We start from the raw sequence: 20588 nt of genomic DNA, 5'->3' as shown, positions 1-20588 counted from the left end.
ATGTACGAGTTAGACGAATCAAAATATTTGTATTTATTGGGCATCATCCCCGTGCTGGTGCTTATTTTCCTGTATAATTTATACTGGAAACGCAAAAAGCAGCGCGAGTTTGGTAACCCGGAACTGGTAAAAAAACTGAGTCCGCAACGGTCGGTGTTTAAATCCGCCCTAAAGCTAACCGTGGTATTGCTGGCGCTTACCACCATTGTTATCGCATTGGTTAACCCTAAAATAGGCACCCGTACAGAGACGGTTAAACGCGAGGGCATTGATATTGTTTTTGCCATAGACGTTTCTAAAAGTATGCTTGCCGAAGACGTTGCCCCAAGCAGGCTCGAAAAAAGCAAGCAAATCGTATCTCAGATTATCAATAGCCTGGGATCCGACAGGATAGGCATCATCGGCTATGCCGGCAGCGCTTACCCCGTGCTACCTATTACTACCGATTATAGTGTTGCCAAGATGTTCCTCCAGAACATGAATACCGATATGGTATCATCGCAGGGCACGGCCATTAGCGACGCCATTAACCTGGCAGGTACATTTTTTGATGATGCGCAAACCAGTAAATTGGTTATCTTGCTATCGGATGGTGAGGACCACGGCGAAGGCAGCGAAGAGGCAGCCGCCGAGGCGCAAAAAAAAGGCATAAAGCTTATTACCATAGGTATGGGTACCGAGAAAGGCGGGCCTATTCCGCTAAAGGTAAACGGGCGCATTGAGGGTTATAAAAAAGACGGCCAGGGCGAAACGGTTATTACAAAACTGTATCCCGATGCCCTTAAAACCATTGCAGAGCGCACTAAAGGCGGTTACATTTATGGCGGCAGCAGCCGCGAAGTGACTGATTATGTTAAGAATGCATTGCAGAATATCGAAAAATCAGAGTTTGAAAGTAAAGAAGTGGCTTTGTATGAGTCGCAATACCAGTGGTTTTTAGCCGCGGCGTTCTTATTGCTGTTCCTGGATATTTTCTTCCTGGAGCGCAAAACAAACTGGATAACCAAACTTAACCTGTTTAACGAAAAAGAATAATGAAAAAAGTACTTACATATAGCTTCCTGCTGTGTGCCCTACTGGCTTTTTCGCAGGAAAAGAAAAAAGAGGCCGCGGTTAAAGAACCGGTGGACAACAATCTGCCGAAAGGCAATGAGGATTTTGAGAACAAAGATTACGTTGATGCTGAGGCAGAGTACCGTATGTCGAACTCAAAAGCACCTACAAAGGCCATAGCATCGTATAACCTTGGCAACGCCATTTACAAGCAAAAAAAGCCCGGAGAAGCGCTGTATGCTTACGCCAAAGCCGCAGAGAACGCTAAAGACAAAAAGCAAAAGCACATGGCCTACCATAACATGGGTAACGTGCTTATGGAACAAAAAAATTACCAGGCTGCGGTAGAGGCTTATAAAAATGCGCTGCGCAATAACCCCAACGATAACGAAACCCGTTATAATTTTGCGTTGGCAAAGGACATGCTTAAAAAGAACCCACCGCCTAAAGATGATAAGAAAGACCCGCCTAAGGGCAAGGATGATAATAAGAGCCAAAAACCTGAGGACAACAAAAAGGATAAAAATAAAGGCGACGATAAGGACAAGGGCGACAAAGGCAAGGATAAAGACCAGGATAATAAAGATAAGGGCGACCAGAAAGATAAGAACAAGGACAAAGGCGATCAAAAGGATAAAGACAACGGCAATGGCAAAGACCAGGATAAAAAAGCCGATGCTAACCCAAGCGATGCCAGCCCAAGCAAAGAGCAAATGAAAAATATGCTTGATGCCATGAACAACGAAGAGAAAAAAGTACAGGATAAGCTTAACGCCAAGCGTGTTAAAGGGCAGCCTAAACGACAGGAAAAAGACTGGTAACATAAACACCGGTACAACTACTAATTTGAAAAATGTAATTATTTTCCAGATTAAGGAAACGATACAATGAGAAAGTACATCTTACTATTATTACTATCGCTGCAGGGCCTTTATGCCCAGGTAGAATTTAAGGCAACGCCCAGCCGCACCAAGGTGGGCATTAATGAGAGGCTGCGCGTAGAATTTAGCATGAATGAAGACGGGGATAATTTTAGTCCGCCCACTTTTGCAGGCTTTGCAGCATCGGGCCCCGGCCAGATGATAAGCAACTCCTGGGTTAACGGCAAGCGCAGCTTTAGCAAAAGCTATACGTATGTGCTTCAGCCAAAAGCTAAGGGTACGTTTACCGTGGGCCAGGCCACAATAGAAATTGGTGGTGTTACCTATAAAACATCGCCGTTTAAAATAACGGTAGGCGATGCCGTGGCAAACCCTAACCCGCAGCCGCAAACACGGCCTTACAATCCGTACAGCCCATATGGCCAGCAACAACAGCAGGAGCCCGAACCGGAAACCGATCCGCAGGACGGTATACACATTGTTGCTGAGGTTAGCAACAACAACCCCTATGTTAACCAGCCGGTTAATGTGGTGTATAAGTTGTATGTAAGTAATACCACCAGTGTTTCCAGCTTTTTTGAAAAAGAAAGCCCCAAGTACAACGACTTTTGGAGCCAGATAGAAATTGTAGACGGCAAGCAAATGAAGGTACAACAAGGCACCTATAAAGGTCAGCCCTATCGTTATGTATTATTGCGCAAAGCAGTGCTGTACCCGCAAAAAGACGGCAGGCTGGAACTTGAGCCTTTAGTGATAGAACTGAATGTTGAGGTGCCTACCGGCCGCAGGGACATCTTTGGCCGATCGTTTACCACTACAAAGAAAATGTCGGTTACAACCGGTAAAAAATATATTAATGTAAAAGCATTGCCGGAAGCCGGTAAACCGGAAAGCTTTAGAGGTGCCGTGGGTAATTTTGATTTTAAAGTTACACCGGGCAAAACCACGCTTAAAGGTGGCGAGAGCACACAGCTAACGGTTAGTGTATCGGGCAAAGGTAACCTTAAGCTGTTTACACTGCCTAAACCGGTTGTACCTGCTGCATTAGAGATGTACGACCCGGAGCATAAAGAAGACGTAAAAACACCGCTTACCGGCATGAACGGCAGCATAAGCGATGTGTACACCATAGTGCCCAACAACAAGGGCAAGTACCCTATTAAGGCCATGGAATTCTCGTGGTTTGACCCTATTGCCAAAAAATATAAAACCGCCGTCAGCGACGAGGTAATGATAAACGTTACCACCATGCCGGAAGGCTCTGTAGCTGCTAACCAGCCGCAGTCGGCTAAGAAAAAACCGGAGCCGGGTGAAACCTTCAGGTTCATAAACCTGGGAACTTCGCTTAAAGCTACGGGCAGGGACGATTTCTTTGGGTCAACGTTGTTTTATGCACTGTTGTTCATTCCGTTCCTTTTAATCCCTGTTATCGTGCTTCTTAAAAAGAAGAAAGAGGCCTACGACAGCGATGTTACAGGTAACAAGATCCGCCAGAATAACAAACTGGCGCGTAAGTTCTTAGGCGAAGCCAAAAAACAACTGGGCAGCAAAGAGCCGTTTTACCTGGCACTGGAAAAAGCGCTGCACAATTTCCTTAAGGCCAAACTGAATATTGAAACATCTGAACTGAGCCGTGAGAACATCCGCGAGCTATTGTTATCTCGTAAGGCCGATCCGGATACTGTAAATAACTTTAGCCTTATTATGGATAATTGCGAGTTTGCACGATATGCGCCTTCGAGCGGCACGGCCATGCAACAGGATTATGACAGTGCTGTGAGTGTTATTACTGCTTTAGAAAAGCAGATTAGATTGTAAACAACCTGAAGAACACAAGGCTTTGCCGAACAGCTTTGTGTTCTTTGTAGACAACAAAGTTGTCCGTTGTGTGCTCAAAAATAACTTTGTGATCTTAGTGAAAAACCTTTGTGTCTTTGTGGTAAAATTCAACCACAAGCGCTACGCGATACAAGGTTTAAATGAAGAAGCACAAGGCTGTGTAGACACTAAAGAAGACAGGCTGTTTTACAACCTGAAGAAAACTAAGCTGTTCGTAAAAGCTTTGTGCCTTTGTGGTAAAATTTAACCACAAGCGCTACGCGACACAATGTTTACACAAAGAAGTACAAAGCTGTATAGGCACTAAGATTACAGGTTGTAAACAACCTGAAGAACACAAGGCTTTGCCGGACAGCTTTGTGTTCTTTGTAGACAACAAGGTTGTCCGTTGTGTGTTCAAAAATAACTTTGTGATCTTAGTGAAAAACCTTTGTGTCTTTGTGGTAAAAAATCACACTGTGGTAAAAAAATTATAGAAAAGTGACAGAAAACGAAATTGCAAAAATAGTGTTTGAAAGCGCTTTAAAGGTACATCAAAAGTTAGGTCCGGGATTATTAGAAAGTGCCTATTGCGAATGTTTATGTTACGAATTACATAATAAAGGACTCTTTGTAGAAAAAGAAAAAGCAATGCCACTATATTATGACGAAGTTAAATTAGAACTTGGCTATCGTATAGATATAATGGTTGAACATAAATTTATAATTGAGATCAAAACAGTAGAAGAGCTGAAAGATATCCATTTGGCCCAGCTTCTTACCTACCTTAAATTATCAGATTGTAAATTGGGTTATTTAATAAATTTTAATGTCCGCCTCATTAAGGATGGAATAAAAAGGGTTATAAACGGAACATTACAATGAAAAATTTAGCATACATACTATTATTTTTAACGCAGCTGCTTGCCGCGCAGTCTTTTGATAAAGGCAACGCCCTGTACCGCAAAGCCGATTACAACGGTGCATCACAGGAGTATGAGGGTATCTTGAAACAGGGTAAAGAATCGGCTGAGGTATATTTTAACCTCGGCAACGCTTATTATAAACTGGATAAAGTAGCCCCTTCCATTTATAATTTTGAAAAAGCACTGCTGCTTAACCCCGGTTATAAAGATGCCGAGGTTAACCTTACTTTTGCCAATAAAATGGTGATAGATGATATTAAAGCCACGCCTAAAGTGGGCTTCGGTAAAATAGTGCATAACCTTACGGGCAGCTATCATTACGACACCTGGGCGTGGATAGCGGTGTCGTTCTCTGCATTTTTCCTTGCGCTGTTTTTAGGGTACTATCTTGCAGGTACTACATTGCTTAAGCGTATTTTTTTTGTGGGGATGTTTGTTGTATTGTTGGGCATTGTGCTAAACATTATCGCGGCAGTATATGTAAAATCGCATGACAGCCGCCAAAACCCCGCTATTGTGTTTGCCGAGGTGGTTTCGGTTAAGGGCGAACCCAATGCTAAATCGCAGGATGCTTTTATTCTGCACGAAGGCACTAAAGTAAATGTGACCGAAACTGTAGATAACTGGAAAAAGATCGTACTGGCCGATGACAGTGTAGGCTGGATTGATGCCGGCGCTATTAAAGAGCTTAAATAAGTTACCGGTTACGGGTTTTGAGTTGCGGGTTTCGAGTTCAACCCGCAACTCAAAACCCGTAATCCATAATCTAAACTACCATAAACCGATCAATGGAAACCGAATTTAAAATTACACGCAAGAGCCGCGAAATATTTAACCAGTATTTTGAAAATTATACGCTGGAACAGCTCAACAAAATTCCGCAAGGGCATAATAATAACCTGATATGGCATATTGGGCATATTATTGTGTCGCAGCAGGCATTAGTATATAAAGGCGCCAATCAGCAGCCAAATGTGAGCGAAGAACTTATTGCACGCTACATGCGCGGCACTAAACCAGAACGCGATGCTACCCAAGCCGAAGCAGAGGAGATAAGAAGCCTGCTATTCGCTCCGCTGGAAAAAACTGAGCAAGATTACCGCAGCGGACTTTTTACGTCTTATAACGCGCGTAAAAGCGAACTGGGATTTGATCTTTTAACTATAGAAGATGCTATTGCATTTAACAACTACCACGAAGCAATACATTTAGGGATTATGTTGCAGTTGAGGAAATTGGTTTAGTAAAATCTCTTTATTTTGAGACAAAAGAAAATGTTTTAGCTTTTTAAGCATATTTTACAGGCAAATACATTTTTGTTATTCTGCACATAAATCACACTTAACATTACTTTATACAACCACTACATCGTTTTTAGTAACTTTATTAAACTATAAAAGGCATCCACGTAAAACATGAATGCCTTTTAAAACACCAAAAACAAAAAATTTAACTAACCTTGTAATAATCCTGAGAATTATAAACAAAATTCAATAGAATAACGGCAGGAGGCATACATCATTGTATAAACTATCATAAAAAAATGTTAATGTTATTTAAGGCGTTAACTTACAATTAGATAGGTTTATTAGAAAGTATGTCAATTTTAAGTACTTTTGGCAATGGAAAACAAACTACTAAACTAAAGATGAGTAATACACCTAAGTTCGCAGTTATAGGCGGCGGAAGCTGGGCAACGGCAATAGCTAAAATGCTCTGCGTAAACGTAAACCAAATAGCCTGGTACATGCGCAACACGTATGCTATAGAACATTTAAAACTCCAGAAACACAACCCCAACTACCTTAGCTCTGTTGAGTTTGATACTAAAAAACTTATCTTAACTAACGATATTAACGAGGCTGTAGCTTATGCCGATTACGTTATTTTTGCCATACCATCGGCGTTTTTAAGCACCGAGCTGGAAAAACTAACGGTAAGCCTAGAGGATAAAGTTATCTTTTCGGCCATTAAAGGCATCGTGCCCGAAACGAGCCTTATTGTAGGCGAACACTTTCATGAAAAGTATAACGTAGATTATGATAATATAGGCGTTATTACAGGCCCATGCCACGCCGAAGAGGTTGCCCTAGAACGCCTTTCATACCTTACCATTGCCTGCGGCAGTGAAAAGAAAGCGGGCATTATGGCTAAAAACCTCAACAGCCATTACATAAAAACCAAAATATCCGACGATATTATTGGTACCGAGTATGCCGCGATGCTTAAAAACATTTACGCTATTGCTGCGGGTATGGCGCATGGCCTGGGTTATGGCGACAACTTTCAGGCGCTACTTATGAGTAACGCCGTACGCGAAATGAAAAAATTCATCCGCAAGGTGCATAAAATGAAGCGTAACATAAACGATTCGGCCTACCTGGGCGACCTGCTGGTTACGGGATATTCTATATTTTCGCGTAATCGTATGTTTGGCAACATGATAGGCAAGGGCTACACCGTTAAAAGCGCCATGATGGAAATGAGCATGGTGGCCGAAGGGTATTATGCCGCTAAAAGCGCTTGGGAACTCAACCAGGAGTACGGTGCCAAAACCCCAATTATTAATGCCGTACACAATATTTTATACGAAGGTGGCGACGCCAAGCAGGTATTTAAAAAACTGACCGAAAAACTGGATTAACAAGCTATACTTATGCATGACCATCTTATAAACCATCCCGCTGTACTGGCCATATTTGGTGTAACGGTGGTAATAATGCTTTTGCTGGACCTTGGGGTGTTTAATAAAAACAGCCATGTGGTTAGCAATAAAGAAGCCTTAACATGGTCGGTTGTATGGATAAGTTTGTCCATGATATTTAGTGGCGTTATTTATTTTGTGATGGATTTTGATGCCTTTGCAAAATTCCAAAGCGCCTACTGGATAGAAAAAGCCCTATCGGTAGATAACCTTTTTGTATTCATTATGGTCTTTGGGTTTTTTAATGTACCCAAACACCTGCACCATAAGGTATTGTTTTGGGGTATTATTGGGGCACTGGTTTTTAGGGCCATCTTTATATTTACCGGCGTAGAGCTTATAAACCTTACGTATCTGCCCGAAATAAACATCTTGGGGCAAAACGTACGCATCAACGTAATACTCTCCTTATTTGGCTTCTTTTTAATTTTTGCAGGGATTAAGTCATGGTCATCTCACGAAGATGAAGACGAGAACAAAGACTTTTCTAAAAGCCCCGGCGCAAAGATCATTTACCGCTTTTTTAAAGTGACCAAAAACTTTGAAGGCGATCGCTTTTTTATCAAGGAAAACGGCATACGCCTTGCCACTCCCCTATTAGTTGTGGTTGCCGTTATAGAATTTACCGACCTTATTTTTGCGGTAGATTCTATCCCCGCTATTTTTGCCATTGCACCAAACGATCCGTTTATTCTTTACACCTCAAACATTTTTGCCATACTTGGGCTTAGGGCGCTGTACTTTTTGCTTGCCAACTTTATGTACATGTTCAGCAAGCTGCATTACGGGCTGGCGCTAATACTGGCATTTATAGGCATTAAGATGCTTATAAGTCCGTTTGTGCATATCTCGTCGCCAATGTCTTTAGCAGTGGTAGGCGGTATCTTATTAGGCGCGGTTGTGGTATCGTTTATGTTTCCTGCTAAGGATGGTGGAAAGTAATTAGTGATCAGTCGCAGTTTGCGGTAACGTAAAATTATCCGTGCAGCAAATACTAATTGTTTATAATATGTAGTTATAGTATAAACCACAATTATACCATGAAAAAAACTACGCTCCTTGTTTTTACATCGCTGTTATTTTGCCTAAACCTTTATGCCCAGGGATGGAGCCAAAACATCCGCAACGTTACTACTATAGATAACATTACCTATTATTTCCCGGAGAGTATATCGTTAACCGAAAGGGAAGCCTACATAAAATTATGCCGCGATTCGGTTAAAGAAAACCTTGAACTTATACGCGAAAAGGATTTTGAATATAAGATGGATATCGAATTTTTAAGCTCGCGCGATGAGATGCTTAAACTTACCGGTATGGCAGCACAGGGAATGGCTATGTACCCGTTGCCTAAATTTTACTCGGTGCTAAAGTTAAAAAACTCGCCTGTAAAGCATGAAATGATGCACATGATTGCCATGCAAAAGTGGGGACATAATGCCGAACCGTGGCTCAATGAAGGCCTTGCCACCTATGCCGGCGGCACGTGCAGCCCTTACAGTTTAGAGCAAATTTACCGTTATTACATGCAAAGCGGTAAATTGATACCTGCTGCCGACTTAGCCAACAATTTTTGGAGCGGTGGCTATAACGATATGATTACGTATACCCAAAGCGCCTACCTTGTTAGCTACCTCATGGAAACCTATGGTATGGAAAAATTTAAGCATTTATGGATAGGTGGCTACGCTAAATTTAGGGAGATTTACGGCTTTGATTTTAAAGTAGTGGAAGATAGCATAGCAACCCGCCTTAAAAAGAAATATCCTGAAGGTGTAGCATTTGACTGGGATACTTTTAATAAAGGATGTGAATGATAGATGGTAAAGGCTACGTTTTAGTATTGCCAGCCCTCCTACTCTTCCACAGCACTTGATGCCTTCCTAAAACTGGGAAAGAAAAACGAGCCCGGCTTGCGCTTAAAGTGTTTCCATATTGCTTTTGCAATCGGCCCAAGCTCATAAAACGGAATGTTACGCGAACGGAACGCCAGCCCCATGGACAGCCCAAAACTTACCAAAAAGTTTACCAGCCCAATTACACCTATACCCACAACACCCCAAACCAAAAGCTCGGTAGAAATATTGTAGTTGGCACCGTAAAGGGCAAGGGCAAGGTTACCACTGGCAAAGGTGATGTGGCGGATATCGATATCCAGGCCTAAAAAGATACCTATAGAGGCTGTACTGCCCATAAATACCCCAAACCAAAAGTTAGAGATAATACCCGCCCACTTTTTTTCGTAGAGTTTGGCCAACTTTTGGGCACGTATGCGCCCGAAGCTCTTTTTAATCAGCGGATGTTCCTGAATGCGGTAATATACATGGCGGTATTTGTCGCGGTTGGCAACGCTACCGGCAATAATACCGGATAGAAACAGGAAAACACCCGCAATAGCCGCGTGCAATATGGCAGGCGAATGTATAGGGCTTAAATCGGTCACTAAATGGTACCACTTGGTAAGCGCCAGGTTGTATTTAAAAATAATGTCTATAAGCCAGATTCCCAGCCACGCCACGGGAAACGCCACTATAACATTACCCACAAAGGCAATAAACTGCGACCTGAAAACCCTCGCAAAAAATTCGGCGAAAGCCATATGTTTTTCGGCAGCCTGTACATCCTGTTTTTTACGGTCGGCTTCCAGGGCGCGTACCAATGCGGCGGCGGTCATGGCGGGCTGTTTGGTAGCCAGCGTAAAACCCATAACATAAATAGCAATAAAGCCCAGCGAATAGTTCATGCTGTAAAAAAAGGCATGCCCAAAGGCGCTGGTATCAATCCTACCTAAAAACACCTTTATAATACACAATATGCCCACTATAATTCCGCCGCCACTGGCATTCCAAAACATCCGGAAATACTCCCAGCGGTCTTTGGTAATATAATGCTCGCCGGTATTGGCGGTGTGCTGGGTAACCTCATACGATAGTAGCTGCGTGCTCTCGTTAATAAGCTTGCGCACATTATTTTTATCGCAATTGTAGGTAATAAGGCTAAGCGACAGGCGAATGGTGTCGCGGTGTGCTTCGCCGGTATCGGCAACGGCAAGCAGGGGCAGCAAAACCCCAAGGCGCTCTAACTGTTGCTGTATGCGCAGCAGGTTTTGGTTAACCCTAAGCGATATCCCAAACTTCTCACTGTTCTTAAAAGCAGCCTTTACGTAGTCGATACACTGGTGCTGTAGTACCAAAAGCTGGCGGTAGCCAAGATCATCGGGCGAAACATAGTTAAGGCGCTCCTCCATAAGCCTTTCTGTAAGCAGGGCGAATTCCTTTTGTATCGCCAGGAACGGGCTTTCACGGTTTTCATACTCAGGTACCATTTGTATCACATCAGTCTCAAGGGCGCGGCCTGCAAAACGGTGAATAAGCACTTCCATAGCAAAGATCAGTTCGGCAAGAGGGCTGTTATTCTCCCCTGAATCATATAGCGACCGAAACTGTAATGCCACAAAAAGCTCTTCCAGTTGGTACATTGGTATGGTGTTAAGCCATATGGGGTCTGATTTTTTAAAGAACACCTGGTTGAGCACATATTCCAGCGTGTCTTGCAGCGGCTGGTCGGGTAATATTTTGGCAAGCATGCGTTTGCGCACCTCAAAAAAGAAATCGGCATCGGCAAGTATACCGGCATCGGTTAGTATTTTACTGAATTTTTTATTGCTTAAAAGGCCTTTTATATAGAACGACAGCCCGTTACGGTAGCGTTCGTTGTTTTTTAGCAGTGATAATAATTCTTCTAAATTGGTAGGCAGGGCGGTTTCGGGGTGTTTGGGCCGAATGATATCTACCAGCTCTGCCAAAAGATCTACCTCATTGGCCTTATATTCCCATAGGTTGTTATCATCAAAATTAATTTTGAAGAATTCCGGCAGGGTAATTAAGGCTTTCGTTTTCCTGAACTTCATAGATTTTGTAACGTGTTAATCTGTAAAAATACAAATCAGAAGCTACAATGCGTTACAGTAAAGCAATTTTAGTATTTGATTAAGAGGTTTAAATATGGGAAGGCATATTTGTTTAAATAGTTACATCCCGAAAACCGTAACACGGTTAGTCCACCTTTTTAAGGATATACTGCTCTGCAGGCGCTCCCTGCTCATCATCCCCAAACTTATCGAGTTTTTTAAGGCTGCCGTCCTGTAGCTTAAACTTCAGGTGGTCGCCCTCGGCATCAAGGGTAATAATCCCAGTGACCTCATCATGGTAAAAGGTACCCTTATACGCATGGGGTTTTGCCTCCCTACCCAGGTATTGGGAGGAAAGCGAGTAGGATTTATCGGCATTAATAGCCAGTTCGGTTTTAATTCCGCTACAGTCGCCGCAGGGCAGTGTACCGGAATACCTACCAGTTCAAGGCGTTTGAGAGCTATTAAGGGTATCGGTAACAGGTGGCGCAACGGTATCTACGGGAGAATCAGGCAATGTGCCCTGTTCCTGTTGTTGTACAGAGGGAGTTTCCGCTTCTTTTTTGCAGCTTGTACCAAAACCTATCAGCACAAACAAGCATATAATTTGTAATGTTTTCATAATACTATAACTTTGTATTTTTAAAGGTACTTAAAAATTAAAGCGCAGGTTCATAAAGAAGTCTTAAGGTTGGCAGTAAAAAACTTTAAAACAAAATCCAAAAGTGAAAAATTAAACATGAAAAAAGATATTATAATACCTAAAGTAGAGAATGTATACGTAGCCGCCGTGCAGGAATGGAACGACGATTTTATGGCCAAAACCTGGTATGCCTACCTGGTAAACGACAGCGATTTTGCCCTGGAGAATGTTATTGTTGTAAGCACCGCCACCGGCATTATTGAAGGTGAGGAGCGTAAAACATCGATGCTGCGCCATGCCTTTGTTGAGGTGCCGCCCGTTAGTGCCGTAAAAATTGAAATGATTGAAGACAGCGTACTGGTACTGGATAACTCGTTTATGCTGTCGTACTTTATAGGTAATACGCTGTATGACAAGAATTTTGTGTTTAAATCAGGTGCCATAAACGAAGCCGATGTTGCCGAAATTCCCGTTATATGGAAAGATGGGATAATGATTGAGTAACCTTACAGATGGTTGATAATGAACAAAATATACCACCTAGGCACCTGCGATACCTGCCGCAAAATTATAAAAGCATTGCCCAATACCGAACGTTTTGAACTACACGATATTAAAAAACAACCCATGACCGAGGCCGAGGTAGACCACCTTAAAAGCCTGGCGGGCAGTTATGAGGCGCTCTTTAGTCGCAAGGCTACGCTTTATAAAGAGCGCGGCCTTAAAGACAAACAACTTACCGAAGACGATTACAAGAACCTCATCATGGAGCATTACACGTTCCTGAGCCGTCCGGTTATTGTAGCCGGCGACCACGTGTTTGTGGGTAATAGCCCTAAAAACGTACAGGCCGCTACAGAGCATCTTTCTAAGTGATGATGACCGCTGCAAACTGAGACTGCGACTGAAAACTTAACTCTTTAAAGCCACTCGCTTATTTTTATTATCTTTGTTTAATATAACATTCTGAATGATACAATCGATGACCGGCTTTGGGAAAGCATCCCTGCAAATGCCCAACAAAAAAATTACTGTAGAAATTAAATCGCTTAACAGCAAGGGCCTCGACCTTAACGTTAGGATGCCTTCGGTTTTTCGCGAAATGGAGCTTGGCCTTCGTAACAAGATAGCCCAAAAGCTGGAGCGCGGTAAGATAGATTTCTCCCTTTTTGTTGAGGTTACCGGTGAGGAGACATCGTCTAAAATTAATGTGCCCATTGTTAAGGCCTACATTAAGCAAATGAAGGAAGTGGTAGATGGCGATGAGACCGAACTGCTTAAAATGGCAGTGCGCATGCCTGATGCCCTTAAAACCGAGCGTGAAGAGATAGACGAGAACGACTGGGCTACTATTGATGGTGTAATTACCGAGGCATTAGAGAATATCGGCAACTTCAGGATATCGGAAGGAACATCGTTAGAAAAAGAATTTTTGATAAGGATAGGCAACATCTTAAGCCTGATGAACGAAACGGTTGCCCTGGATGGTGAGCGCCTTCAAACGGTTAAAGACAGGCTTCGCACCTCTATAGATGAGCTTAAGGTAACGGTAGACGAGAACCGCTTTGAACAGGAGCTTATTTTCTACCTTGAGAAAATGGACATAACAGAAGAGAAAGTGCGCTTGGAAAACCACCTTAATTATTTTATAGAAACCATTGCGGGCAGCGAAGCAAACGGGCGCAAGCTTGGCTTTATAACCCAGGAAATGGGTCGTGAAATAAATACCATGGGCTCTAAATCTAACCATGCAAAAATGCAAAAACTGGTAGTGCAGATGAAAGACGAACTGGAAAAAATTAAAGAACAGGTACTTAACGTATTATAAGTTTTATTGTTTCGGGTTTAGAGTTTGTAGTTTTGAGTGCCTGCGTGGCGTTAACTCTGAACTCTAAACCCTAAACGATAAACTCCAAACTATTTTTAATGAAGAACGGAAAATTACTGGTATTCTCGGCGCCTTCCGGGTCGGGTAAAACCACTATAGTTAAACATTTACTGGCACACCCCGAGCTTAACCTTGCATTCTCGGTATCGGCTGCCACACGCGATGCCAGGGCAGATGAGGTACACGGCGAGCATTACCATTTTATAAGCTTGGAGGACTTTAAAAAACACATTAAAGCCGACGATTTTATTGAGTGGGAAGAGGTATACCGTGATAACTTTTACGGCACGCTTAAAAGCGAGGTGGAACGCCTTTGGGCAGAAGGCAAAAACGTTATTTTTGATATTGATGTGGCCGGTGGCCTGCGCATTAAAAGTAAATTCCCTAACGAAACCCTTGCCGTTTTTGTTAAGCCGCCAAGCATCGATGAGCTTAAAATACGCCTTAAAAAGCGCAGCACAGAGAGCGAAGACAAGATAAACATGCGCATAGCCAAGGCATCGGTAGAGTTAGCAACGGCCCCGCAGTTTGATACCATAATAAAAAATTACGACCTTGATACGGCTAAGGCTGAAGCTTATGAGCTGGTAAAACAGTTTTTGGCTGATTAAGAAGAAAGTTTTCAGTCGAGGTTGCAGTTTTTTCAGCAGGCATTGTCATTGCGGATGCACGAACGCGGCAATCTGAAACATAATGAATGAGATTACTTCGTCAGTTCGGGCGAAGCCCTCGGGTGCCGCGCTTCATTGCATTACGCTCGCAATGAACATGAGTATGTTATAATTTCTACCAACGACCTCGGTAAAACAACAAAAAATGAAAGTAGGCCTTTACTTTGGTACATTTAACCCCATACATGCAGGGCATCTTATAATTGCCAACCATATGGCCGAATATACCGGGCTCGATCAGGTATGGTTAGTGGTAACGCCGCATAACCCGCTTAAAAAGAAAAGTACCCTGCTAGACGACCATCACAGGCTGCAAATGGTTTTTCTTGCTACCGAAGATTACCCTAAACTAAAGCCAAGTGATATAGAGTTCCGCCTGCCACAGCCTAATTATACCGTGCATACGCTGGCGCATTTGCGGGAGAAGTTCCCTACACATGAGTTTTCCCTTTTAATGGGGGAAGACAACCTCAATTCGCTCCACAAGTGGAAAAATTATGAAGTTATCCTTCAAAACCACGACATTTATGTATATCCGCGCATTAACAACCCGGATGAAATTCACCCAAATGTTGCCACTAACGCACGCATAAACTGTGTAGATGCACCGGTAATAGAAATTTCCTCTACTTTTATTCGTAACAGCATAAAGCAAAGTAAAAATGTGCGCCCGCTCCTGCCCGCAAAAGTGTGGGACTATGTAGAGCATAATTTGTTTTACAGGCGATAATAGTCAGATATAATAGCGCATTTTAAAGCCATTTACTATTTCATTTTCAAAAAGGCATCCGCTTCGCTATACGGTATCATTACCTCTTTTTGCTGTTCGGCATAGGCAGCAACTTCATAAGCGTTGTAGTACAGCAGGATGCCGTTTTCTTTAAAGAAAATATTCTGCGGAAGCGCAAACTTTTCGCCTTCAAACATTAGTCCGGTTGCGTTAATGGGCTTGCCTGCCGGAATTTTATACTTGGCCCTGAATTTCTTTTCGGCAAAAGCGGTAAAGGCTTTCTCATCTTTAAAAATATCCGAGTATACTAACGACCTCCCGGTACGTGCGTTAAATAAAAGCGACCTGTCGCCTTCATAACCATGCGCGCCGCCTGTAAACATATAGTTATGCAGTTTTATATTGATAATGCTATCGGTTTTGTAATCAACCGTTGCTTTGATCTTGGCTTCCCAACTCATGGGATCATCCGGGTATTTTTTAGCAAGCTCATCATACGACCCTATAAAAGATGCCATTAATTCCTTGTAGCTTTTAGCATCGGTTGGCTTTTCGCCAAAATATACAATACTGCGTACTACATGAAATATTTTGTTGTTAATGGTATCGGCCACAACGGAAGATCCACCAACCGCATCCGGCACACTTATGCTTACATAGGTTTTAGGGTCTTTGCCCGGCAACGTAGTTTTTTGCTCGTACTCTTTATTCTCAAAAGACAGTGCAACAGGCTTTTCAACAGTGGTTTCTTCGGTTACGGTTTCTTCTTTTTCATTTTTGCAGCTCGCCAATAATAGCACGGCAGCAAAAAACGATACATAATATTTCATACAGTAAGTGTGTTATTGTTTTGCAAAAGGTTAATAAGGGTGTTACAGGTGTAACCAAATTACAGTAAATTTGCCTAATTTTTATAGACATTGAACCTTCTTTATATGAAATTTAACACAAAAACCATACACGGGGGTCAGCATCACGACCCTTCAACCGGAGCCGTAATGGTGCCGGTTTACCAAACAAGTACCTTTGCACAAAAGAGCCCGGGCGTACACGGCGGGTACGAATACAGCCGTGCGGCTAACCCAACACGTACTGCGCTGGAAGATTCGCTTGCGAGCATTGAGAACGGCGAGCGCGGACTCGCATTTTCATCGGGCCTTGCAGCAACCGACTGCGTTATGAAACTGCTTAAGCCTGGCGACGAGGTAATTGCTATGGATGACCTTTATGGCGGCACCTACCGTATGTTTACCCGCATTTACCAGGATTACGGCATTGTTTTCCATTTTGTGGATATGAACGATGTAGAAAAATTTAAGTCGCTTATTAACGATAAAACAAAACTGGTTTGGGTAGAAACCCCTACCAACCCTTTAATGAAGTTGGCCGATATTGAAGCTATCGCTAAAATCACCAAAGAAAAAAATGTGCTGTTTGCGGTAGATAATACTTTTGCAACGCCTTATTTACAGCGTCCATTAGACCTGGGAGCTGATATTGTAATGCACAGTGCTACCAAATACCTGGGCGGCCACAGCGATGTTATTGCCGGTGCACTTATTGTAAAAGACAAGGAACTTGGCGAAAAACTTCACTTTGCACAATTTGCAACGGGTGGTACATTGGGTCCGCAGGATTCGTATTTAGTGCTTAGAGGAATTAAAACCCTGCACCTGCGCATGCAGCGCCATTGCGAAAACGGAGCTAAAGTGGCCGAATATTTAGAGAGCCACCCTAAAATTAAAACAGTATACTACCCCGGCTTGGAGAAACATCCGCAGTACAATATTGCCAAAAAACAAATGATAGGCGGCTTTGGCGGAATGGTGTCGTTTACCTTCACATCGGGAGATAAGGCAGAAGCTATAAAATTCCTTGAAAACCTAAAGGTGTTTACACTGGCCGAATCGCTTGGCGGTGTAGAGTCGCTGGCCAACCACCCGGCACTTATGACACACGCCAGCATACCTGAACCTAAACGTAAAGAAATTGGCATTACCGATGATCTTGTGCGCCTTAGCGTAGGTGTAGAAGATGCTGAAGACCTTATTGCGGATATTGAGCAGGCGCTGGCGTAAGCCGTTGAGAGTTTCGGGTTGAGAGTTTCGAGTACGAGGTTTTAGCTGATAACCCGATACATATATTTGTATATTAAAAGCCGTGATTTACAATGTGTAAATCACGGCTTTTAAATTTATCGTTATCATAGTAGCAATCGTGGTTTTCCCCCTCCCTTGAAGGGGTGGCTGAAAGCCGGGGTGGTTCTTTAAAATGAATAAACCACCCCACCCTACGGGCACCCCTCCAAAGGAGGGGAATGCTTATCTATATACAAAGTTGACTTAAAACAAATTCTTTTTCTTAAACATTACCACACCTACTATACTAATCAGGAAAGACACCAACGCCACGATATAAAACCCGTAATGGTTATCCTGCAGGCTGTTGGGTACGTTCATACCATAAAAGCTGGCTACCAATGTAGGTATCATAAGTATAATGGAAATTGAGGTTAACCGTTTCATAATAACGTTAAGGTTGTTGGATATTACCGATGCATAGGCATCCATAGTGCCGGTAAGGATATCGCTGTAAATATTAGTGGTATCCTGTGCCTGGCGGAGTTCTATCTCTACGTCTTCAATAAGTTCCGGGTCAAAGGTCTCTTTGTGGGTTTTTAGGTTACGCAGCCTGTAAAACAGCATTTCGTTGCCTTTAAGCGAGGTAATAAAGAACACCAGGCATTTTTCTATCTGCAAAAGTTCCTGCAAGTCTTCGTTGCGGATGGATTTCTCCAGATTGTTCTCAGCTACCTTAATACGCTGGTTAACCTGCTTGAGGTATTTTTGGAACCAGATACTGCTCGAAACTAAAATGCGCAGCACCAGTGTAAAATTATCCTGAGGCGTAATGTTTTTGCGCTGTGTGTAGGCAATAAAATCGTCTATAACCTCATTTTGGGTAAAGCAGATGCTTATGCAAATGTCATCCTTAAAAATAAAGCCCAATGGTGTGGTAGTGTACGGCAGGCGTTCGCTGTCATTCTTAAGCGGAATGCGCACAATAACCAGCTGCCATCCGTTTTCGCGTTCCATACGGGGGCGCTCATCTACGTCTTCAATATCGTTATAAAAGGCTTCGGGTATTTTTAGCTCGTTGAGTAAAAATGCAGTCTCCGCAGGTGTAGGGTTTACCAAGCTAATCCACGCGGCATCTGTAATGCTTTGGGCTATAGCCAGCCCATTGCTTTTTTTGTAAAAGGTTACCATAATTGCAATTTCCCATAGTTAGGCAACAGGAAAAAGCAATGGCTTTTCCTGCTACGTGATTAGTTTCTTCTGATGATCGTCTTCGTCCATTTTTGAAATAAAATAGAATTTTTGCAAAGGTAACCAAAAACGGTGCCAGAAGAAATTATATGGATACTTAAATGCTAATCATAATCTACATAACGGGCATCGGCAGGTAAAACCGTGCCGCATTTATCACACGTGCGCAACTCTTCACTATTATAAAAATGCTTAAAGTGGGGTAAAAAATCTTTTTCTATGTTATGGAGCTCAAAGAAAACCTCATATAGTTTATGGTTGCAATTTTCGCAAAACCATAGCAGCCCATCGGTAAAACCGCGGCCTGCCCTAACACGTTCTACCACAAGCCCAATAGAATTTTCTCCCCTAACGGGTGAGTGCGGCACTTTACCCGGATGCAGGTACATATCGCCGGCATTAAGCTCCATCTCCTTACGCTCGCCTTCGTCCTGAACAACAACCTTAATACTGCCTTCCAACTGGTAAAATAGTTCTTCGGTCTCGTTATAATGGTAATCTTTACGGGCATTAGGGCCCGCAACCACCATTACAATATAATCGTCAGACAGTGGATAGATATTTTTATTACCAACAGGAGGTTTAAGTAAATGACGGTTTTCTTCGATCCATTTATTAAGGTTAAAAGGCTTTTGAAGTGCCATGGTGTGTAGTTTTTAAGTTCAATTAAAGATAAGGATTGTTTTCTTTTGTCTTGAAACAAAAGAAACAAAAATTCAAGGCTCTAACTTCTTTTGCTACAAAATATAAGCTTCGGCTAAATCATTTGAACTCGCTTACGCTCAAACAGCAAATGATTCTTAACGCCTCAACTTTTATTTTGCTTAACGCAACGAAGTTCAAGGCCTTAGCTTCACTCAGATGCTCTTACTCTTGCTCATCACGCAACCCGAAACCCGCAACTCTTAACCTAAAAACTACTTCTTCCCCTCTTTAATTAAATAAATATACACCGGGAAATGATCGCTAAAACCCACTTCACCGTTAGCGGTACGCAACGGGTACTCACTGTATTTGCCACTGCCTTGCTTTATAAAAACAGGGTTATAAATACCCGCTTTCCAGTAATGGTACGAACTGTAATCTTTACCCAACAACGGTTGCGAAATTATTATCTGATCAAAAATATCCCAGGAATCGTAATAGGCAAGTGTGCCATCGCCCTCTTTGCTCATTTTTTCCATAGGGTTAAAGAGCCCGCCGGGCTTAACATCGTCTTTATAGCCTTTTGTACCAAGTGTTTTTTTTAGGGTATTGTTGTAAGGGCCATCATTAAAATCGCCCATGTTTACAATCTTGGCCAGCGGGTTAATGTAGTATAGTGAGTCGATTATCTTTCTGTTAAGTACTGCCGCAGCTTCACGGCCGGGACTGCTCTTTTTCTCCCCACCCGACCGCGACGGCCAGTGGTTTACAATAAAGCTTACCTCCTCCCCATCCAGCATACCGGTAACCAGTAGTTGGTCGCGGGTAAAAAGGCGGCCTTTGTAAGTGTCGGGTTTGTCTTCGGTAGTTTCGTCAGTTTCCTCTTCCGCAACAGCGGTAGTGGTTTTATACAGGCCAACATTTTTGTAGCTTATGGGTTTAAACAATTTTTTTTGATACAGCAACGCAACATCACTACCCCTGCGATCGGGCGAGTCAAAATGCACAATACCGTAGTCTTTCTCAATCAGTAATTGCTGTTTTATAAGATCTTCCAATACACCACGGTTCTCTACCTCGGCAAGGCCAATAATTACCGGCGAATTATTGGGGTTGTCGCCCGATCCGATACCGGCAATAACGTGGGCAAGGTTAGCAAGTTTTTTTTGATATTTAGCAGCCGTCCAATACTGTTTGCCATTGGGTGTAAACTCTTCATCGTTAACCTTAGTGTCGTTAATAGTATCGTATAAGTTCTCAACATTATAAAAAGCAATAGTTTGCACCTTATACTTTTTATCCTGCGCGCAAACATTTACCCCAAAAATGAGGATTACCATAAACACGGCAAAGTAAAATTGTTTTATCATTGTACAAACAAAAGTAAACT

The 20588-nt window shown here is 42.6% G+C and carries 23 protein-coding genes; 16 read left to right on the top strand and 7 right to left on the bottom strand.

What is annotated here, in order from left to right; genetic code table 11:
* The 10 genes from FMM05_RS15875 to FMM05_RS15830 all read left to right on the top strand — a co-directional run bounded on the left by FMM05_RS15875 (position 1) and on the right by FMM05_RS15830 (position 9199).
* Positions 1-1035 (top strand): vWA domain-containing protein, encoded by a 1035-nt coding sequence (locus tag FMM05_RS15875; protein WP_143374383.1) that lies wholly within the window; start codon positions 1-3, stop codon positions 1033-1035.
* Complete coding sequence (locus FMM05_RS15870) at positions 1035-1874, top strand: tetratricopeptide repeat protein (protein WP_143374382.1); 840 nt, start codon at positions 1035-1037, stop codon at positions 1872-1874. The genes FMM05_RS15875 and FMM05_RS15870 overlap by 1 nt, the downstream gene beginning before the upstream one ends.
* A gap of 66 nt (positions 1875-1940) precedes the next feature.
* Positions 1941-3752, top strand: a complete 1812-nt coding sequence (locus tag FMM05_RS15865) for a BatD family protein (protein ID WP_143374381.1) — start codon at positions 1941-1943, stop codon at positions 3750-3752.
* Positions 3753-3840: 88 nt separating this feature from the next.
* A complete protein-coding gene (locus FMM05_RS15860) occupies positions 3841-4020 on the top strand; it encodes a hypothetical protein (protein WP_143374380.1) in 180 nt (59 codons plus the stop codon).
* A 233-nt stretch (positions 4021-4253) separates the two neighbouring features.
* Positions 4254-4637: a GxxExxY protein gene (locus tag FMM05_RS15855; RefSeq protein WP_143374379.1), complete on the top strand. Its 384-nt coding sequence runs from the start codon at positions 4254-4256 to the stop codon at positions 4635-4637.
* The gene (locus FMM05_RS15850; protein WP_143374378.1) at positions 4634-5374 is read left to right on the top strand and encodes a tetratricopeptide repeat protein; all 741 of its coding nucleotides are present in this window, start codon (positions 4634-4636) and stop codon (positions 5372-5374) included. Before FMM05_RS15855 ends, FMM05_RS15850 begins: the two co-directional genes overlap by 4 nt.
* 92 nt (positions 5375-5466) lie before the next feature.
* Entirely contained in the window at positions 5467-5922 is a 456-nt protein-coding gene (locus FMM05_RS15845) for a DinB family protein (RefSeq protein ID WP_143374377.1), read from the top strand.
* Between the two features lie 404 nt (positions 5923-6326).
* A complete protein-coding gene (locus tag FMM05_RS15840; protein ID WP_143374376.1) occupies positions 6327-7322 on the top strand; it encodes an NAD(P)H-dependent glycerol-3-phosphate dehydrogenase in 996 nt (331 codons plus the stop codon).
* Between the two features lie 12 nt (positions 7323-7334).
* Positions 7335-8324, top strand: coding sequence for a TerC/Alx family metal homeostasis membrane protein (locus FMM05_RS15835; RefSeq protein WP_143374375.1), 990 nt, complete (start codon positions 7335-7337; stop codon positions 8322-8324).
* 98 nt (positions 8325-8422) lie between these two features.
* Positions 8423-9199 (top strand): peptidase MA family metallohydrolase, encoded by a 777-nt coding sequence (locus FMM05_RS15830; protein ID WP_143374374.1) that lies wholly within the window; start codon positions 8423-8425, stop codon positions 9197-9199.
* Between the two features lie 38 nt (positions 9200-9237).
* Here the strand turns inward: FMM05_RS15830 and FMM05_RS15825 are convergent, their stop codons facing one another.
* From FMM05_RS15825 to FMM05_RS21040, 3 genes are all read right to left on the bottom strand, one after another.
* Positions 9238-11292 (bottom strand): site-specific recombinase, encoded by a 2055-nt coding sequence (locus FMM05_RS15825; protein ID WP_143374373.1) that lies wholly within the window; start codon positions 11290-11292, stop codon positions 9238-9240.
* A gap of 145 nt (positions 11293-11437) precedes the next feature.
* A complete protein-coding gene (locus FMM05_RS21300; protein ID WP_143374539.1) occupies positions 11438-11716 on the bottom strand; it encodes a copper resistance protein NlpE in 279 nt (92 codons plus the stop codon).
* Positions 11717-11737: 21 nt separating this feature from the next.
* Complete coding sequence (locus tag FMM05_RS21040) at positions 11738-11914, bottom strand: hypothetical protein (RefSeq protein ID WP_185965608.1); 177 nt, start codon at positions 11912-11914, stop codon at positions 11738-11740.
* A 117-nt stretch (positions 11915-12031) separates the two neighbouring features.
* On the opposite strand from FMM05_RS21040, the gene FMM05_RS15815 reads away from it, so the two are divergent.
* The 5 genes from FMM05_RS15815 (at position 12032) to nadD (ending at position 15224) form a co-directional block, all read left to right on the top strand.
* Positions 12032-12439, top strand: a complete 408-nt coding sequence (locus FMM05_RS15815) for a hypothetical protein (protein ID WP_143374372.1) — start codon at positions 12032-12034, stop codon at positions 12437-12439.
* Positions 12440-12457: 18 nt separating this feature from the next.
* Positions 12458-12811, top strand: a complete 354-nt coding sequence (locus tag FMM05_RS15810; RefSeq protein WP_143374371.1) for an arsenate reductase family protein — start codon at positions 12458-12460, stop codon at positions 12809-12811.
* 94 nt (positions 12812-12905) lie between these two features.
* Complete coding sequence (locus FMM05_RS15805; protein ID WP_143374370.1) at positions 12906-13763, top strand: YicC/YloC family endoribonuclease; 858 nt, start codon at positions 12906-12908, stop codon at positions 13761-13763.
* A 98-nt stretch (positions 13764-13861) separates the two neighbouring features.
* Positions 13862-14434 (top strand): guanylate kinase, encoded by a 573-nt coding sequence (gene gmk, locus FMM05_RS15800; RefSeq protein WP_143374369.1) that lies wholly within the window; start codon positions 13862-13864, stop codon positions 14432-14434.
* Between the two features lie 205 nt (positions 14435-14639).
* The gene (gene nadD / locus FMM05_RS15795) at positions 14640-15224 is read left to right on the top strand and encodes a nicotinate (nicotinamide) nucleotide adenylyltransferase (RefSeq protein ID WP_143374368.1); all 585 of its coding nucleotides are present in this window, start codon (positions 14640-14642) and stop codon (positions 15222-15224) included.
* 35 nt (positions 15225-15259) lie between these two features.
* On the opposite strand, the gene FMM05_RS15790 is transcribed toward nadD, so the two are convergent.
* Complete coding sequence (locus tag FMM05_RS15790; RefSeq protein WP_143374367.1) at positions 15260-16054, bottom strand: DUF3298 and DUF4163 domain-containing protein; 795 nt, start codon at positions 16052-16054, stop codon at positions 15260-15262.
* Between the two features lie 105 nt (positions 16055-16159).
* On the opposite strand from FMM05_RS15790, the gene FMM05_RS15785 reads away from it, so the two are divergent.
* A complete protein-coding gene (locus FMM05_RS15785; RefSeq protein WP_143374366.1) occupies positions 16160-17302 on the top strand; it encodes a cystathionine gamma-synthase in 1143 nt (380 codons plus the stop codon).
* A 264-nt stretch (positions 17303-17566) separates the two neighbouring features.
* On the opposite strand, the gene FMM05_RS15780 is transcribed toward FMM05_RS15785, so the two are convergent.
* From FMM05_RS15780 to FMM05_RS15770, 3 genes are all read right to left on the bottom strand, one after another.
* A complete protein-coding gene (locus tag FMM05_RS15780; RefSeq protein WP_143374365.1) occupies positions 17567-18493 on the bottom strand; it encodes a magnesium transporter CorA family protein in 927 nt (308 codons plus the stop codon).
* Between the two features lie 164 nt (positions 18494-18657).
* Positions 18658-19197, bottom strand: a complete 540-nt coding sequence (locus FMM05_RS15775) for a 3-hydroxyanthranilate 3,4-dioxygenase (protein WP_143374364.1) — start codon at positions 19195-19197, stop codon at positions 18658-18660.
* 273 nt (positions 19198-19470) lie between these two features.
* Entirely contained in the window at positions 19471-20568 is a 1098-nt protein-coding gene (locus tag FMM05_RS15770; protein WP_221932284.1) for an endonuclease/exonuclease/phosphatase family protein, read from the bottom strand.
* Between the last annotated feature and the right edge of the window lie 20 nt (positions 20569-20588).

It is taken from the genome of Flavobacterium zepuense (genome assembly GCF_007097145.1).
In the GTDB taxonomy this organism is placed as follows: Bacteria; Bacteroidota; Bacteroidia; order Flavobacteriales; family Flavobacteriaceae; genus Flavobacterium; species Flavobacterium zepuense.
Note: the sequence above shows the minus strand (reverse complement) of the source record. Positions and strands in the feature narration are given on the sequence as shown.

Excerpts from the sequence above, each read along its gene's own strand:
- FMM05_RS15875 (WP_143374383.1), top strand. The coding sequence starts at position 1 with ATGTACGAGTTAGACGAATCAAAATATTTGTATTTATTGGGCATCATC.
- FMM05_RS15870 (WP_143374382.1), top strand. The coding sequence starts at position 1,035 with ATGAAAAAAGTACTTACATATAGCTTCCTGCTGTGTGCCCTACTGGCT.
- FMM05_RS15865 (WP_143374381.1), top strand. The coding sequence starts at position 1,941 with ATGAGAAAGTACATCTTACTATTATTACTATCGCTGCAGGGCCTTTAT.
- FMM05_RS15850 (WP_143374378.1), top strand. The coding sequence starts at position 4,634 with ATGAAAAATTTAGCATACATACTATTATTTTTAACGCAGCTGCTTGCC.
- FMM05_RS15845 (WP_143374377.1), top strand. The coding sequence starts at position 5,467 with ATGGAAACCGAATTTAAAATTACACGCAAGAGCCGCGAAATATTTAAC.
- FMM05_RS15840 (WP_143374376.1), top strand. The coding sequence starts at position 6,327 with ATGAGTAATACACCTAAGTTCGCAGTTATAGGCGGCGGAAGCTGGGCA.
- FMM05_RS15835 (WP_143374375.1), top strand. The coding sequence starts at position 7,335 with ATGCATGACCATCTTATAAACCATCCCGCTGTACTGGCCATATTTGGT.
- FMM05_RS15830 (WP_143374374.1), top strand. The coding sequence starts at position 8,423 with ATGAAAAAAACTACGCTCCTTGTTTTTACATCGCTGTTATTTTGCCTA.
- FMM05_RS15825 (WP_143374373.1), bottom strand. The coding sequence starts at position 11,292 with ATGAAGTTCAGGAAAACGAAAGCCTTAATTACCCTGCCGGAATTCTTC.
- FMM05_RS21040 (WP_185965608.1), bottom strand. The coding sequence starts at position 11,914 with ATGAAAACATTACAAATTATATGCTTGTTTGTGCTGATAGGTTTTGGT.
- FMM05_RS15815 (WP_143374372.1), top strand. The coding sequence starts at position 12,032 with ATGAAAAAAGATATTATAATACCTAAAGTAGAGAATGTATACGTAGCC.
- FMM05_RS15810 (WP_143374371.1), top strand. The coding sequence starts at position 12,458 with ATGAACAAAATATACCACCTAGGCACCTGCGATACCTGCCGCAAAATT.
- FMM05_RS15805 (WP_143374370.1), top strand. The coding sequence starts at position 12,906 with ATGATACAATCGATGACCGGCTTTGGGAAAGCATCCCTGCAAATGCCC.
- gmk (WP_143374369.1), top strand. The coding sequence starts at position 13,862 with ATGAAGAACGGAAAATTACTGGTATTCTCGGCGCCTTCCGGGTCGGGT.
- nadD (WP_143374368.1), top strand. The coding sequence starts at position 14,640 with ATGAAAGTAGGCCTTTACTTTGGTACATTTAACCCCATACATGCAGGG.
- FMM05_RS15790 (WP_143374367.1), bottom strand. The coding sequence starts at position 16,054 with ATGAAATATTATGTATCGTTTTTTGCTGCCGTGCTATTATTGGCGAGC.
- FMM05_RS15785 (WP_143374366.1), top strand. The coding sequence starts at position 16,160 with ATGAAATTTAACACAAAAACCATACACGGGGGTCAGCATCACGACCCT.
- FMM05_RS15780 (WP_143374365.1), bottom strand. The coding sequence starts at position 18,493 with ATGGTAACCTTTTACAAAAAAAGCAATGGGCTGGCTATAGCCCAAAGC.
- FMM05_RS15775 (WP_143374364.1), bottom strand. The coding sequence starts at position 19,197 with ATGGCACTTCAAAAGCCTTTTAACCTTAATAAATGGATCGAAGAAAAC.
- FMM05_RS15770 (WP_221932284.1), bottom strand. The coding sequence starts at position 20,568 with ATGATAAAACAATTTTACTTTGCCGTGTTTATGGTAATCCTCATTTTT.